Below are 17002 nucleotides of genomic sequence, written 5' to 3' on the forward strand. Positions count from 1 at the left end.
AAAGTGTAATCCTTTTCAACAAGTTCCCGATACACTCCACTTAGTTTCGTACTCAAACAGACAGAGACGAAAATCAATCTCTGACAAACACTGCGGCACCGTCAGTTCGAGTTTTTTTCGCAGCAACGCGGAGAAAAATGTATCGAGAACCGGTGAGTAGCAGACAAAAGTGTGATCCTTTTCAACGAGTTCCCGATACGCTCCACTTCGTTGCGTACTCAAACAGACGAACCCGGAAATAGATCAATTATAATCACTACAGCCCCGTCAGTTCGAGTTTTTTTCGCAGCAATGCGGAGAAAAATGTATCGAGAACCTGTGAATAGCAGGCAAAAGTGATCCTTTTCAACAAGTTCCCGATACACTCCACTTCGTTGCGTATTCGAACAGACGGCGACGGAATCAATATCTGACCAACACTGCGGCACCGTCCGTTCGAGTTTTTTTCGCAGCAAAGCGGAGAAAAATGTATCGAGAACCGGTCTGTATTAAACTGAAGTTGGATTCTTTTCAACAAGTTCTCGATACACTCCACTGCGTTGCGCACTCGAACAGACGGCGACGGAAATAGATCACTGACAAACACTGCTGCCCCCGTCAGTTCGAGTGTTTTTCGCAGCAACGCGGAGAAAAATGTATCGAGAACCGGTGAGTAGCAAACAAAAGTGTAATCCTTTTCAACAAGTTCTCGATACACTTCACTTCATTGCGCATCCGAACAGACGGACATTCAACAGTGTCATCCATTAGTCTTTTCAGCATAGGATCGAAATAGGTATCAGAAAGTACTTAGTTTTTGCTTCCCTGTTAGTTCATGCCTTTCCGCAGAAGGCATACCCATCAAAACTACATCCTGAAAGTGACTACCATAGTCATTGGGTTAGGATTTTTACCGGATAATTTATACCTTTACTCGTCACACTTTTAAAAGATTGGCTGTATCTTTACGGCTCAGAAAAACAAAACACATGGAACAGAAAATACATCAGGGACGCAACGTCAAACGCTTCAGGGAAATGCTGGGCGTCAAGCAGGAAGCCCTCGCCCTCGACTTAGGCGATGAATGGAACCAAAAGAAAGTTTCCCTCCTGGAACAAAAAGACGTCATCGAAGAAGCCATCCTTCAGAAAATCTCCGAAATACTGCATATTCCCGTAGAGGCGTTTCAGAATTTTGATGAGGAACAGGCGATTAATATAATATCAAATACAGTTCATAACAGTGATAATGCTTCAGGTAATTCTTTGTTTAGTTATTATCCAACTGTAAATCCCATTGAAAAATGGATTGAAGCTTTGGAGGAGATTAAACGGCTGAATGCGGAGCTGCTGAAGGCTAAGGATGAGCAGATTAGAATGATGGAGAAGTTGATACAAGATAAATAGATAAATCCTGAGCATGGTCTCAGGATTTTATATTTTAATTACTACAACGGTAATTCATTTAATATTCTTTTCTGAATGCGCCAGTTCGGCAAAAACTTATCCATCAAAATAATGAAGTTCTTGTTATGATTTCTTTCTAATAAATGAACAAGTTCGTGCACAACAATATATTCTATACAATCAATCGGTTTCTTCGCCAATTCAATATTAAACCAAAGCATTCGTTTTTCGATACTGCAGCTTCCCCATTTGGTTTTCATTTTTCTGATACCAAAATTGATATCTGTAACATTCATTAATTTAGCGTAATCGAAAATTAAGTTTCCAATTTTTGCTTCTAATTCTCTTTTGTACCAGTTATAAAGGGTATTGTGTTTTTGCTCTAAAGTAGCATTTGGTGTTGCATATAGTTCAATTGCATTATGTTTTAGAACTAATTTTGGCCGATTGGCTTCAATAACTTTTAGTAAATAACGCTTCCCTAAAAACTGATGACTTTCTTGAGTAATCATTAATTTAGGCTCTTCACGCTCTTGGCTTCTGATTTTATCCTGCTCTCTTTTAATCCAGCCTAACTTTGTAGCTGCATATATCTTCACCTTTTCCAAATCATAAAAATCAGGAGAAGCAATAGTTACTTTTCCATAAGGCGGATGAACACTTAAATGCAGGTTTTTTATTGCTTTAAAAGTGACTTCTATATCTACCGAACCGATATGTAAAATTTCAGTGGTCATTAATATTCGTCTTTATGAGCTTCAATGATTTTATAAATTTCTTCAACCTTACTTACATCATCCAATACATCAAAAATAGCCTTCTTTACCAACTTTTGCTTTGCTAGATTTTCTCTGAAACCTTCCTGCTTAGCATATTGAACTTTTTCTTCAAGTACCAGCGCCAATTTCTCATCTCCATCTAAAGTGTGGTACAATGCTACTTTACCCTTTGTATTTAGTGATTTTGGAATATCATCTTTCTTACCTTGATTAACTTGGCGGATGACTTCTGCCATCTCTTTCAAATAATCTCGGTAATTGATAGTCTCTTGTTTTCTTCGTTCAATCAATTCTTGCAATAAAACTGACATATGATCGAAATATTTAGGATCAAATAAATGATCTTCTACAATCTTGCTACGGACATTATTTTCTATGACCTCAGCAACTGCTTCCTGATTACCTTTGATCTCTTTTGGCAAACTATCAATGGCTTTATCCATATCCGTTTCCAGTAAATCCAATAACGAAATATTCTCGAAAGGAGAAATCACCTCTGATTCTTCAGCTTTAATATATGTATCTATCAGGAAACGCATATCTGCTTCATAAGCTTTTAAATCAATGCTTTCACCCGAAGCAATACGAATGATTTCACGAAGGTTTAGATATTCATCAAGTTTATCATTAAACCTTTTTATTTCTGCATCCGTAAATTCTGCTGCAATAAAATCTGCTTTTACATTTGAATAAGCTCTGATGTATTCTACAATAGCTTTATATAAAGCCATGCGTTTATACTCTGTTGCTTTTAAGTCTTCCGGATTTTCGGTATTGCCACAAAAGTAGTGAATATAGGCTAAATCATTTTTTGGAGAAGCAACATTTTCACAAATGCTTTCTACTGTTTCCAATGCTGTGAATAAACGGTCTTTAGCTATTTTCAGACGGTCTTTCAATTGTACGCTTACCTGCTCATCAGTAAATCCTTCGCTATCTAATTCAGAAGTATAAACATTGATAGCATCAGTTACATTGCCGAACAATTCCATATAATCAATAATGTAGCCGTAATCCTTATCGTCGGTATCCAAACGGTTGACTCTGCATATTGCCTGAAACAATGTATGATCCTGCATTCGCTTGTCAATATAAATGTAGGTACAAGGTGGTGCATCAAAGCCTGTCAATAGCTTAGAAACTACAATCAACAGCTTCATTCTTGCTGGTTCTTTACGGAAACTCTCTTTAGAATCCGTTTCGTAGGTTTCTGTTTTAGATTTATTTCCTTTTGGACTTACATTCTGTAAAAGATCTGTGTACGTTTTATAAATAAACTGTTTATCTGTTTCGCTATCTGCTCCTGTATCTTCCAGTGAAACATCTCCAGCATTAGGATTATAAGAAGTGATGATAGCACATCTATTTTTAAGTTCAGTATTTAAAAATAAATTATAGTATTTACAAGCCTCATAAATACTGGATGCTACAAGAATAGCATTTCCATTTTGGGATATCAATCGTGGTTTAACAGAGAAATCAACCACAATATCAGCAACAATCTTTTCCATTCTGCTTTTAGAACTCAATACGTTTTGCATCGTACCCCATTTCTTCTTAAGTTCATTCTTTTGGAAATCATTTAAACCTGCTGTCTTTGCTTCAAACCATTGGTCTACTTTGGTTTGAGACGTCATATTTTGTTCAATAGAACGACCTTCATACATCAGATCTTTCACAACCCCATCTTCTACCGCTTCATTAAATTTATAAGTATGAATGTACCTTCCAAACACATCCATTGTTGTTTTCTTATCCTCTTTTAATAATGGTGTTCCTGTGAAGCCAATAAAAACAGCGTTATGCAAAACTGCTTTCATTACTTGGTTCAGCTTACCGCTTTGCGTACGGTGACACTCATCAATAAAAACAAAAATCTCTCCCTGCGTTTGTACAGGATTGTCTTGTAAATCTTTGATAAAAGCATTAAAATCAGTTTCTGTTTTATTACCAAACTTATGAATAAGCGAACAAACCAACCTCGGTCTTGAAGAAGTTAAAAACTGCATCAATTCTTTTCCTGATCTTGTTTTGGCAACATCGGTTTCGCCCACATCTTTAAAGACCCTTTCTATCTGATCATCGAGTTCGGTACGGTCGGTTAAAATGACAATTCGTGAATTGGAAACATTTTCTAAAATCCATTTTCCGAGCATCACCATCATCAGTGATTTCCCAGAACCTTGCGTATGCCAAATGATACCGCCTTCCTTTTTACGTACAAACCTTTGAGCTTCTTTCAAAGCAAAATACTGGTGTGGGCGAGGTAATTTCTTTATACCTGCATCGAACACTACACCATTGAAAATGATATCAAGAAGTCGCTCTTTAGTGCATAATTTTTTAAGATACTTATCTAATTTATAACCTTCATTATCTGTTTCATCTTCTTTCCAGGACAAGTAATATTTTGATTTGGTCTCTATAGTTCCGTATTTCAAACCCTGTGTATTGTTACCTGCCATCAGCAACTGCACGGTAGTATAAAACCACTCGTTAAACAATACTTTTTGGTTGGAAATAGATTGGTTGATGCTCTCAGAAATATCAGTTGTTCCTCTTTTCAGTTCTAACACACCAATCGCAATTCCGTTGATATATAAAACGACATCCGGACGGCGGTTGTTTTCACCTTTCGTGAGCGTCACTTCTTCTGCAATGCCAAATTCATTTTTATCAAAATCATTCCAGTCAATCGGGAAGATTGTATCAAACTGCTCACCCAAATCTGGTCTTGCTTTCACTCCATACCGCAAAAGTGAATACATTGCTTTGTTACGATTATATAAATTACCGGAATTGGTAGTCGCCAAATCATAGACTTCTTTTACCGCCTTCTCTGCCAAGGTTTCTGAATAACCTCGTTGAAGCAAATTATGCTTTAGAATTGCTTCTTCTACATTACTGTTATTTTCTTTTTTTTCCCAATTGCCGTAATTGGTATAGCCCAATTCTTTTTGAAAGAGTTGGATAATGCGGTTTTGGGTAATGCGTTCTATGGGGTTGATCATTGACTAACGGTTTTAAGTTCCAAACAAATAATATCTAGTTCATTTTCTATTTTATCAAAAGGAACAGATTTAAAATAATGTTTGAAGTTGGAATCGAAAACAAAACTGAGATTTTCTAAACTAACATCGGCTACTCTATTTTCTATTTCTTCTTTATGAAAAAATAATAATTCAAATTCTTCTTTTGTTTTTGAATATCTAATTTCAAGTTTGTAGTTTCTATTATTGTGGCTAAATCCTTCAAAATAAACACCGGGATGTCCGTCTGTATTTTTATCCTTAAAATACCAAAATTTAGTAAATGGAGAAAATTTAGCTGGGGAAATCCTGTTATCTTTCGTAGCACTTTTGTCTTTAAACTCTAGAAATAAACAATAGCTCCTTAACTCACTATGATAAGCAAATATTGGAAAACCTTTTAATAAGCGAATATCATTTTCTGATTCCTTTCGAATTGCAGTTTCTTTACAATAACTAATAGCTTGAGGAAATTTTAAAAACAAATATTTCCAATTAGATTTTTTTAAGTTACTTGATTCAAGGTAATCAGAAATATAATTTGTAAGTAATTGAGGGGTAATTTGATTGTCTTCTAATTTATCAATTACTTCTTTTAGTGCGTTAATTTTACTTCCTTTAAAAAACATTCGCCAATTTTCGTTTTTAGTTCTTAACCCACCTAAAGAACCGCTGCAAAATATATAATCTGATTTGTAATTCGGGAGATAAAAGTCTTCACAAAGTAAAAACCGTTCTAGAATTTTTTCAGCATTCTGTCTTATTTCTTTGCTATACAAGTTCATTACGGCACTACCATACCTAATAAAATCGACTAAAGAATAATCTCCTGATTCATCTTTTGCAAACTCTAACACAAAATTAATTTGCCCATAGAGATAGGAATGATTTTCAAGTAGTTGAATTTGTTCTTTCCAGCCCTCCTCATTAATCAGCACAATTTTTATCTTTTCTTCTTCAAATTGGCTGTTTTCAAAAAATACATTTTCTACCTTGTTATTTAAAAGGGCATCATTAATCTGGAATTTTAAATGCTCAATATTATTGATCTGCTTCAACGCACTATTGAAATTCTCTGGACTTTGAATGTATGTATTATATATAATGTTTCTAGTAAATCTTAACCAATTCTGTAAACCTGTTACTGTAAATTCGTTTTGATTTCTATCATTAATGAAAATAATAAAAGAGTAATAAAACACTGAATGCCACAAAGTTGGTGTAAACAAATTTGACTTTAAGAAAAAATCAGAAAGTAAATTTTCAATAAATGGATTACAAACTATATTCGGTAATTCAAATTCTTTAATTCTGTCATTTTGCTCTAAATAAATCAGAGAATCAAAAGTTTGTTCAATAAATTTTAGCGAATCGGCATTAAATAAAAAATAATTATTTTCTTTATTCTCATTGTCAATCCATTTTATAAAATATTTCTCTAATGGTATATAGGATATCTTCTGATTGTCGTAGACCTCTGTATTTCTAATTAAATTATAGCTTTCTCTAAGTTTTTCAAAAGGGATTTCTTTATTATTTGCCAAACAATACATTAATGCCAAATTCTTAATGTAATTATAGAAGAAATCGTCTAATGCACTAAAATCAGAATCTATATTTCGCCAAAAGTAATTCAGCCAAACAGTATCGAGCTTTTTCCAAAAAGATTCCATCCAAACATTATCTTCAGTTTCTTTATGATATTCTTGCAGCCAAGATTTAAAATGCTCATAATCTGACAACTGCTTTCCTCTGGAATTCATTTTCACGTACAAATCATCTGTTTGATTTAATGAATCTAAATCCATAAAATCAAAAGTGAAAGGCAGTTCTTTAACATTTATTTTAGAATAATCAAAATCAGAATCGAAAGCACTTTCTATAGATAACAACATTTCGAGCATTCCACTTACAGTTGAATCTTTACTCCATTTTTTCAAAAAGAAACTTGAATTGGTAATCAACTCTTTTATGTTTATTTCAGCATTCTTTTTTTGCTTTTTTCGTAGAGAGTCAATATTTTCTGCATTGACTAACTCTTTACAAAATGATAGAGAAGATTTTCTATTTGAATATTTAAAATGGCTAAGCCAATCGTTATTTTTTGATTTGGCACCTTTGAAATATAAGTACCAGTATAATAAATACAAGGTTGTTAATCTTTGCTGGCCGTCCAAAGGAATAAATTTCAAAAGATTTTGATTAGACTCTTCATCTTCTGTTTCTTCTATATTCGCAGAAATTTTAAACTCTAAATTGTGTGCATAAAATTTAACAGCTTCTAATATTGACGAGACAGCTTCTTTATTTAATATTTTTCTCTTGAGATTTTCTTTTCCTTCAATTTTTCCGTACACAAATCCAAGATGTATTTCTTCATTATTTATGATTGTTTTAGCAAGATCAGTGACAAACCTTTTCCTGATAGATTTTACCTTTTCAGTATTTCTGCCCTGTGCATACTCTCTTTGTATTATTGGTACTTCAATAATATATTTACTTACAATGTCATAAAAAGATTTAGTTTGCTCCATCTTTTTCGTGTTTTAAAAAGTTGTTGATCGTAATCTTTATTATATCATCATAATATTTTCTATCTTTTAAACTCCAGTAATTAATTTGATAAAACTCTGATGGTGTCGATTTTTTGGAAAATACATATTTTGTTCCTATTGGAATATAAGCGTCTTTTTTTATTTTAATTTCTAGATCTAAGTTCAACACGATGTTCCTTTTTCTTCTGAATGGCTTTTTACCAACTTTTATATTGGTTGATTGGTCCAAAAGGCATAAATTATTAAAGTCATCAATACTAAAAAATTCTGCTATTTTGTCGTTTATTTCTTTAATTTTTCTTTTACATTCTGCTTTTTTACTTGTATCAATTAATTGATATAACTCGTCTAATAGATTTGTTATTATGCTTTTATTTTCTTCACTTATTTCTTCCTTAGCTGATACTTCTAATAAAGACTTAATATCATTATGAAAACTGCTGAATTCCTCAAATGTCTCCAAACCATCATCATTCTTAGCCAATATGTGTTCTATGTTCCAATTCTTGGCATCATAAAAGCGATAAAAGGGGAAAAATGAATCTTTTTCATCTACTTCAGTAAGAGCAATATTGTACAGAAACAACACCTTAAAAATACCGGATTCATTGTATTTGATTAGTTGAGGGTCAAACCCTTTTTTCCACGTTCCATTATCTTTAAAAAAATCAGATAAAATACTTCGAAGGTTGTTTCGAAATGCTTTCTTACTGTCAGATTTCACAGCAGTTTCAAGAATTTTTGAAATATTAAAATTGGTGAGATGAATGATTGCACCGGTTAAATGATAAGAAGTTCTATCAAAAAACCATTCTTCTAAACTATTGTACAAAGTGGTGATTTTGTCCCAATTAAGTTTATCTTCAACTATTGTTGTTTTAGATGATTTCTCAAATTTTCTGTAGTTGTAAAAATGATCTTCCGCTTTTCCAAATCCATTGTGTAACTGAAACAAAAGATTGATTTTATTGGATATGTTTTTATCATTTTTATTATTAGAAATAAATTGCCAAAACTTATCATCTCCCATTTGATGTTCTATCAAATTCCAATCATCAGCAAAGTGATTTTCATCGTATTGACGTTGAATAACATTTGGATTCTTTAAAATATCAAGTACGAATAATGCTTTAATAAGCTCAGCCTGCTCTAGTTCAATTTTCCCTTCATTAAAATCAATGAATTTCTTGATGATTTTTTTATCGGATGACTCTTCATTTTCTACGTACCAGATTACTTTAATGAGCGTCAATAATTTTTGTAGAAACTCTTGTTTTGACTTTTCATCAAATGGATTGAACCAGTTTTTTATAACACAAAAACTTCTATAAAAATAAAAATTGTCAACGTTATTAATATCAGGATTATTCTGTGTGATTTTCTCTTTCCAATGTTTAGAAATTATATTGTCAAAAGCTTGAAAATCTTCCAATTCATTATTTAACAGAAATTCAGGAGTTGATAAATCTGTTATACTTTCAAAAAAAGAATTAATCCCATTTTCTTCTGTATTTCTGGTAGAATATAAAAGTTGAAATCTTTTAGAGTCAAAGAAAATCAGTATCAAACAAATAGTTGTTGCTCTTTGCTGTCCATCAATTAACTCAAAAGTTTTATCATCCAATTTTTTCACGACCAAAGGTTGCAAACAATAGAACGATTGAAATTCGGGTGTAAATTCATTAATATCATTCAACAAGCTAAATACCTGTGTAGTATCCCATCGGTAACCACGTTGATAAGTATCGATTAGAAAATTATAGTCTAAAAGTTCTTCTATTTTTTTTAGATTCTCAATCATTAATGAAGTGTTATCTGAATTGATGTGTAGTTGAGGTGGATATCTTGATATTCATTTACTTTCCGACCTTTTAAATTCTAAATATCTTCTAACACTTTGCCTTAATGTTGCCATTCCATCAACATAGTTACCTTTAATATCAATTCCTTCAGGCAAAGGCTTTGTTTCTCCTTTTGCATACTTAAGTTGTATCATCAGAGATTCTAATTTATCATTTTCAAAATGTTGATCCAAATCCCCTAAAGCATTTTCAACTTTTTGCGCATTACTTATTCTATTTTCAGCTGAACCAGCATTCATTCCTTGCCCCTCCTTATAATCATTGATTAACCAATTCTTAAATTCTTCTCTTTTCATAGTTTTAGTTTTTATACTTTAGTTTTTTATTATTTCCCTACACCAACCGCACTCTCCCCGTCAGCAATTCCTGCATCATTCCTTGTTTTATCTTTCTTGCTTTGTCCAATTGCGCTTCCAAAGCTTCCAGCTCTGCATCCATATCCGCTAATATCGTGGCGATACGTATTTGCTCAGTGAGGGATGGAAAAACAAATTTTCGATTTACCATAGATTCCTTTGTAATATGAATCATTGTTCCTCCTTGTGATTGCTTTACAATACTTTCTTTATCTTCAATTAATAAATAATACAGAAAATACTTATTTACAGATTTCATCACTTCAAGTTTCCAAATATGATAATGATAAATTGTTTTTTCTCCATTCCAAAATTTTGGTCCAAAAGAGGCTGACCAAGCATACATCAAATCTCCATTATCAACATAAAACTTATCTCCTAATTCTAAGTTACTCCAATACCATTTTTCACTAGAAAAAAAATTGCCCACTCGAAGAACTTTATATTTACCTCTGTTAAGCAATTCATTTTGTGAATACGCTCTACCATTTAATACTTCACAAACCTCTCCCAACTTCTTCACTTCCCAATCCTCCTTTGCCGTCAACAATTCCTGCATTGCTCCTTGTTTGATGAGGTGTTTTTTGGCGATGAGTTGCTCCAGGCTTTCTATCCAGGCATCGGCATCACTCAAGGCTTCAGCTATCGCTTCTTGTTCGGGTAAGGATTTTGGAAATGGTATTTTAAATTCTAAAATATCCTTTGGACTAATGTGAGGAATTGCAGAGGACGTTTTATTATTATCACAGTGAGCAGTGAAATATTCGCTACAATAGTATTGTTTGAGATAATTTGTATGAATTTTAGTTCCTCTTAACCTTGCAACACGTTGAACTAATAGGCAAGGCAAGTCAAATTCTCTAATTTGTCCAAAACTTCTTCCTACAAGAGAACCATCCATTGAAATAATAATATCACCATCTTTAAGTAAATATTTATTTAAAGAAAAATCTACATTGTCCCAATACCTAACCAAATCTTCATTCCAGACAACCTCGTTTCTCTTGACATTTGAACCTCTTAATAATTTGGTTCCTTGGTTAGAAAACAAATCACTTTTAAAAGGAAATCCTGTTAAAAAATCAAGATATTTCCCTGCAAAATCATATTCCCAATCTTCAGGAATTAATCCAATCTCCGTCTGCTTCGTCCTACTTTCTTTTACCATACCAATCCCATTTTTTGTAGGTGAACCAAAACTTTTTGTGAAGCTTCCGCAGTTTGGTCTTCCAAAGCTGGTAAAGCCTGTTGATAGCGCACTGCCAGTTCCTTAATGCGTTTTGTAAGGTTTTGGCTCAGCTTTTCCTGTTCGCTGTTCAGGGCATTTTGCAATACGGGTGTCCATTTGTGGTTAATCACCATATCTTTTATTTCGGCTTCGGTTAATAAAGGATATTGCGCCACCACTTTTACTTCCAAGTTCTCTTTTGCAATTTTTATCAGTTTGGTAATGCCACCCAAAGCTTCCTGCGTATCGATGTAGTTTTTAATGTATTTCAATTCTTCCTTAGAGGTATTTTCTGCTTTACGTTCTTTGTAAAAGTCTTTTACATTTTTAAGATTGATTTTTTCCAAATCACTGAAAATGCCTTCCTCTCCGCTGTTTTCCTCTTCTATTTCGGCAAGGGCTTCCTGCGTAAGGTTCAGCTGGTTTTCTAAATCCTGTAAACTGTCATTTTGTTCCTTGAAGAAATAATGTATCATCATTTCCGGCGTTATCATTCTGCCTTCAATACCTGCCAAACCTGCAATCTCTTTGTCTTGTGCAGTTTTACCGTCTTTTCCTTTTTTACCTTTGATGACCAATCGGGTGTATTCATTCCCTGCCTTCCAGCCGTCTAAAGCAATCGAATAAAAATCGTCCTGCATCACTTCGTTCCAGTATTGCATCAGGTGTTGGTACATCGCATAACGGTTCACCAAAGCATTGTCTTCGAAATGTTCCAAAATGCCCTGTGCCGATGTTTCAATGGCTTCTTTTACTGCAAAACCTTTATCTAAATCATTCCACTCCGTTTGTTGTTCGTTCAACCATTTATCAAAAGCGGTGTGCATTTTTGTATTAAAAGCTACAAATTCGGGATGGTTGAAAATGGTGGTTTTAATGGTTTCCGCAGGTACTTTCAATTCAAAATAACCTGCTCTTGCCGGGCTAAACAAATCGGCTTTCATCGAAGGAAACAAATCCCAATAGGCCTGCAAACCGTCCACATCTTTCTGCGGAATACCACCCGACAAATGCCCCGCCAAATCCTGAATATCTTCCGCTTCCTGCGTATTGATATACCGTGGAATGTTGAGGTTGTAATCGTTTTTAGGGTCGGCAATTTCCGTCATCGAAACCATTCGGCTAAACTTCGGTACTTCCGCAAAAGTATCAAACACATCGGTAATTTTACGAATGTCCTGCTCCCGTAATCGGTTTTTGTTGCCGTCTTTCACAAAGCCCTTGCTCGCATCAATCATAAACAAACCTTTGCGCTGCTCGGCATTTTCTTTATCCAACACAATGATACAAGCCGGAATGCCAGTACCATAAAACAAGTTGGCAGGCAAACCGATGATGGCTTTGATGTAGCCTTTCTTTAAAATATTCTTACGAATTTCTCCCTCGGCATTGCCACGGAACAAAACGCCGTGAGGCAACACCACTGCACCTTTTCCATTGGCTTTTAAAGATTGTAAAATATGCAGAAGAAAAGCATAATCACCATTCTTTTCCGGCGGAACACCTAATGCAAAACGATTGTGTTCATCGCTGTCCACATTCACACCATTGCTCCAGCTTTTCAAAGAAAAAGGCGGATTGGCAACCACATAATCAAACTTTTTAAGTGAGCCATTTTCTTCTTTATAAAACGGGCGGCTCAAAGTATTATCTGCAATAATGGTAGCGGTTTCCGCACCGTGCAGAATCATATTCATATGCGCTAAGTTGGCAGTGGTGGTTTCTTTTTCTTGTCCGTACAGGTCAATGTTTTTGCCTGCTTCATTCATCACTTTCAGCAACAGCGAACCCGAACCACAGGTCGGGTCGTAAGCCATTGTTTGGTGCGAAGAATTGTTTTGGTTAATGCCAATCACTTTTGCCAGCACCCTCGAAACTTCGGCAGGCGTATAAAACTGTCCTTTCGATTTTCCGCTTTCCGTAGCAAAATGGCGCATCAAATATTCGTACGCATCGCCTAAAATATCGTCGCCTTCAGCAGAATTTTCCGAAAAATCTAAACTCGGGTCGTTGAAAATACGTACCAAATTAGAAACCGTATCTACCAAATCTTTTCCTTTACCCAATTTACTTTCGTCATTAAAATCAGGAAATTCATTGAGTTTATTAGCTTCTTTGATTGGATTCAGAATCTGCTTATTGACCTTATCGCCAATCTCAGCATTTCCAATCAAATCCACCATATCATCAAAAGATGCTCCCTCTGGAACAGTGATGGCACCATATGGGTCACCTTTGTATTTATCGGAAATATACTTTACAAATAACATTGTAAGTACATAATCTTTATATTGAGAGGCGTCCATACCTCCTCGTAATTCATCACAACTAGCCCATAATGAACTGTATAGCTCAGATTTTTTAATAGCCATTAATTCTATTTCAATTTAAGCGTTAAATATAACCAAAAAAGCAATTTTTAAACTATATTACGCTTATAAATACAGACTTTTTAACCTGTTATTTATCATTGTAACCTTTCTATCGACTCTTAAGTTTCTAAAAAAGTCGCCTGTCCGTAATCAATAGATACGGTCACCTTATTGCTGAGGAACATCTATTCCCCGACAATCTTGGCGTAGACAAATTTTGGAACGGATTGCGCATGCAGGAAGGAAAGGACACCGCACAGGGCGGTCAGGAAAAAACAGTTTTTTCACGGTTAAAGTTTTGCCAAATATAGCTAAAAAATCAATCCCTATGAGATGGGAAGCCGTAAAAATAATTCAGGCTGTTATGTTCCAGTGCAACTCATAGCTGCCAGAAGACAACTTGTCGATATACTCCACAAAAAAGCCCGGCAACAACCGGGCTTTGATCAGCTAAGATTTGTTATTCTGTTTGTGGCTTTTATATCAAAACCTTACTCCTGCATTTAAGCCTCTGCATTCTTTTCAAACCAGGCAATATACGCTTCTACCGCTTCTTTAATGAATTTTTTGGTTTCGCCTTCTTTCAGGGCTCCGCTGTCATCGAACAATTCGTTGGCTTTGGCGATGTAGACTTCCGGCTGCTGCATGGCGGGCATATTCAGGAATACGAGGCTCTGCCTCAAATGGTGGTTGGCCCCGAATGCGGAAATATTTCCCGGGGAATTGCTGAAGATCGCTGCAGGTTTTTTGTCCCAGACACTTTTACCGGCCGGCCGGGAACCGATGTCGAGGGCATTTTTCAGGACGCCGGGTACAGAACGGTTGTATTCGGGAGTGATGAAGATGATACCGTCTACGTTCTGCATTTCTTCCCGGAAAGCTTTGTACGATTCCGGGACCTGATTATGGTCGTCAAAATCCTGATTGTAGACTTCCAGTCCGTCTAATGAAACAATCTGAAACCGGTAGCCTTCCGGTGCCATCGGTACAATGGCTTGTGCAATTTTCTTTGAAAACGATTCTTTACGCAGGCTTCCTGCAAGAATTCCTATTACTTTATCCATATCGATATAATTTAGTGGTCTCTGTGCAACGGATCAGGCTATATCCCGATCGTTCACAACAGTACAAGTTTCTTGCCGCAGCGTATGGCTTCGGGAGCTTCAGCCACCGGCCTGTTCATTCATGAAACGAGATCTGGATTTCCGGAATACTGGGATCAGGGATTATCAGTAGCATGTAGTAAAGCTTTATGCTTTCTGGCGGATCAGATCCTGCCACCCTTCTACCCGATCAATATCTCCCAATATTAAGATAAACATAAACGCTTTTTTTTGTAAATTTCACAAAATTATCACCATTAAAACTAGAAAGCATGAACATTACACCCATTTGCCACGCCATCAAAAGCTGGAAAAAACTGATTGATACTTACCGAATACATGATGATGATGAAAGCGGCAAAAAGATCCTGAGGCTTCTGAACCAGGGATCTCATTTCTCCGTCACAGCCTCTGAAATCCAGCAATGGACGGAACGCTTGGCCAATGCATCTAATCCGCTTATCCATGTCTATGCGGGCGTTGATAACGAGGCATTCAAATTGTTTCTCATCGACTCTGTAAGTGATGCAGCAAAGGATTTCAGTTATATTGTGACCAAAGAAATGGACCGCGATCTTCCTTCCTTCCATACTCCAGACCCTCAACAGGTCTGCACGCCTATTTCTTCTGAATCGGCGATCTACCGTAATTTCATGTTCAATATGTATGGCCATGCGTGGATGGCAACACAAAAGGAAAACTTTTTCCAGGTCATTTCAATCCCTTTTGAAGACTACCGGAATATGGAGCTGAAAAACGGACAGTCCTGCATTTCATTTTTCGGGCTTACCGATGGTCAATCGGCCCCTGCTTCCCTGGATAAATACCATATCGAAATCATCACGATGAAGGACCTGGAAATAAACAGCATCAGCAGTACTGCAGAAAACTGTTCCACACCCCGTCCGCCGTTTACGGCCGAAGATCCTGTCGAAAATTACCAATTATTGCAGGAAAGCCATGCCTGCATATAATGCGCTGTCTTTTTATCTTCAGTTTACCATTAACATTACCTTGCTCACGGGATTTTTCCTGTTCCTGAAAAGAGGAAAACACGCCAGGAAGCTCCTGTTGATCTTCCTTGTGGGTGAACTGACCGCTGAACTGTCGGACCTTATTTTCCGGCTTATGAAAGTTAATACCGCCAATATGTACCTTTATCCGCTTAGCCAGAGCTTTGGCTTACTGATGATGACTGAGATATACAGCACGTATTTTTTTAAAATTCCGCCTTCCGTAAAGTGGATCATTTATCTGTTTACCGGCACATCACTGGTCATCAGCCTTACCGGCAGCGGGGCTGCCTCCTGGGTTACGTGGTATTCCAATATCATTAAGGATATCATCATCTGTAGCCTGGCAGCAGCATATTTCCTGCATATATTTAAAAATCCCGGCAGTGACAGGAACCTGATTACCGTCAACATTCTGATCTTTCTGTTTTTTTCCATTGAAAGCATTATTTCGACGACCTTCAGTTTTCTGATTCACCATCACCTGCAGTGGGTAGCTCCGGTATGGCTCTTCAGGGGCGTCTTATTATGGCTGTTCTATATCGCATGTATCAATCTGGGATGGAATACGGGAAAAACGAAGGCGTGATCCTGATGTGGATATGGATCGGGATCGGATTGTCAGTGCTCATAACGGCTTTTGTTACATTGCTGATCCTGCGTTATATCAGCCATGTCAGAAAAAATAAACGGAAAGCTTCCCTGCTGATCCATAAAATGCAGGTTGAATACGGGGAAAACACCCTTTACCTGCAGGAAAGAGACCGGGAAAGGCTTGCAGGCGAGCTTCATGACAACATCATTTCGCGGCTGAACCTCATCCGGCTGAATGCTCAGGGCCGGGATATGCACGAGTTCCATCTGGACCTGAAAAATTCAGTGCGGCATATCCGGGAACTGAGCCATCACCTGACTCCTCCGGATCTCAGTGAAATCGGACTGGAGGACCTGGTTTCAGATTATCTGGAACAGGTAAAAACGAATATTCAGGTACGATATTATCCGTCAGTACAGGCACCGGACTGCATCGGCAGTCCCGTGAAACTGAATTTTTTCAGGATCCTCCAGGAGGTAATCAACAATGCTCTGAAACATGCTGATGCTTCTGTGATTACCATTTCATTAAGGATTTCGGAACGGTATCTTTTTCTGAAAGTGGAAGATAACGGCAAAGGATTCACCCCGGGAACGGTTAAAGCAGCAGGTATCGGAATGCAAAGCATCCGGCTGAGAGCAGGACAAATGAATGCCCGCTACCGGTTTACATCTGAACCTCAGAAAGGAACCCGGTTTATCATCATCAAACATCTAAATTAATTT

At 36.3% G+C, this 17002-nt stretch carries 12 protein-coding genes; 4 read left to right on the forward strand and 8 right to left on the reverse strand.

All coding sequences use genetic code 11. The annotated features are described in order from the left end of the window. Positions 1–968: 968 nt before the first annotated feature. Entirely contained in the window at positions 969–1385 is a 417-nt protein-coding gene (locus CGB83_RS03280; protein ID WP_100074502.1) for a helix-turn-helix domain-containing protein, read from the forward strand. A gap of 41 nt (positions 1386–1426) precedes the next feature. Here the strand turns inward: CGB83_RS03280 and CGB83_RS03285 are convergent, their stop codons facing one another. From CGB83_RS03285 to CGB83_RS03320, 8 genes are all read right to left on the reverse strand, one after another. Then, a complete protein-coding gene (locus tag CGB83_RS03285; RefSeq protein ID WP_100074503.1) occupies positions 1427–2122 on the reverse strand; it encodes a M48 family metallopeptidase in 696 nt (231 codons plus the stop codon). Then, positions 2122–5175, reverse strand: coding sequence for a type I restriction endonuclease subunit R (locus CGB83_RS03290; RefSeq protein WP_100074504.1), 3054 nt, complete (start codon positions 5173–5175; stop codon positions 2122–2124). The genes CGB83_RS03285 and CGB83_RS03290 overlap by 1 nt, the downstream gene beginning before the upstream one ends. Next, positions 5172–7727: a GmrSD restriction endonuclease domain-containing protein gene (locus CGB83_RS03295; protein WP_100074505.1), complete on the reverse strand. Its 2556-nt coding sequence runs from the start codon at positions 7725–7727 to the stop codon at positions 5172–5174. The genes CGB83_RS03290 and CGB83_RS03295 overlap by 4 nt, the downstream gene beginning before the upstream one ends. Beyond that, positions 7714–9549 (reverse strand): DUF262 domain-containing protein, encoded by a 1836-nt coding sequence (locus CGB83_RS03300; protein WP_100074506.1) that lies wholly within the window; start codon positions 9547–9549, stop codon positions 7714–7716. The genes CGB83_RS03295 and CGB83_RS03300 overlap by 14 nt, the downstream gene beginning before the upstream one ends. A 51-nt stretch (positions 9550–9600) precedes the next feature. Beyond that, a complete protein-coding gene (locus CGB83_RS03305; protein ID WP_100074507.1) occupies positions 9601–9906 on the reverse strand; it encodes a hypothetical protein in 306 nt (101 codons plus the stop codon). Positions 9907–9943: 37 nt separating this feature from the next. Continuing rightward, positions 9944–11134 carry a restriction endonuclease subunit S gene (locus CGB83_RS03310; RefSeq protein WP_100074508.1) on the reverse strand — a complete coding sequence of 397 codons (1191 nt, stop codon included), beginning with the start codon at positions 11132–11134 and terminating at the stop codon, positions 9944–9946. Next, a complete protein-coding gene (locus CGB83_RS03315; RefSeq protein WP_100074509.1) occupies positions 11128–13566 on the reverse strand; it encodes a type I restriction-modification system subunit M in 2439 nt (812 codons plus the stop codon). The genes CGB83_RS03310 and CGB83_RS03315 overlap by 7 nt, the downstream gene beginning before the upstream one ends. 503 nt (positions 13567–14069) lie before the next feature. Next, positions 14070–14630, reverse strand: a complete 561-nt coding sequence (locus tag CGB83_RS03320; protein WP_100074510.1) for an NADPH-dependent FMN reductase — start codon at positions 14628–14630, stop codon at positions 14070–14072. A gap of 311 nt (positions 14631–14941) precedes the next feature. On the opposite strand from CGB83_RS03320, the gene CGB83_RS03325 reads away from it, so the two are divergent. The 3 genes from CGB83_RS03325 to CGB83_RS03335 are packed head-to-tail and all read left to right on the forward strand — an operon-like array spanning position 14942 to position 16999. Next, positions 14942–15643 carry a hypothetical protein gene (locus CGB83_RS03325; RefSeq protein WP_100074511.1) on the forward strand — a complete coding sequence of 234 codons (702 nt, stop codon included), beginning with the start codon at positions 14942–14944 and terminating at the stop codon, positions 15641–15643. Further along, entirely contained in the window at positions 15630–16271 is a 642-nt protein-coding gene (locus CGB83_RS03330; protein ID WP_100074512.1) for a hypothetical protein, read from the forward strand. The genes CGB83_RS03325 and CGB83_RS03330 overlap by 14 nt, the downstream gene beginning before the upstream one ends. Next, positions 16244–16999, forward strand: a complete 756-nt coding sequence (locus CGB83_RS03335) for a sensor histidine kinase (RefSeq protein WP_157761285.1) — start codon at positions 16244–16246, stop codon at positions 16997–16999. The genes CGB83_RS03330 and CGB83_RS03335 overlap by 28 nt, the downstream gene beginning before the upstream one ends. The last annotated feature ends 3 nt before the right edge of the window (positions 17000–17002 follow it).

This window comes from Chryseobacterium camelliae, from assembly GCF_002770595.1.
Taxonomy (GTDB): Bacteria; Bacteroidota; Bacteroidia; order Flavobacteriales; family Weeksellaceae; genus Chryseobacterium; species Chryseobacterium camelliae.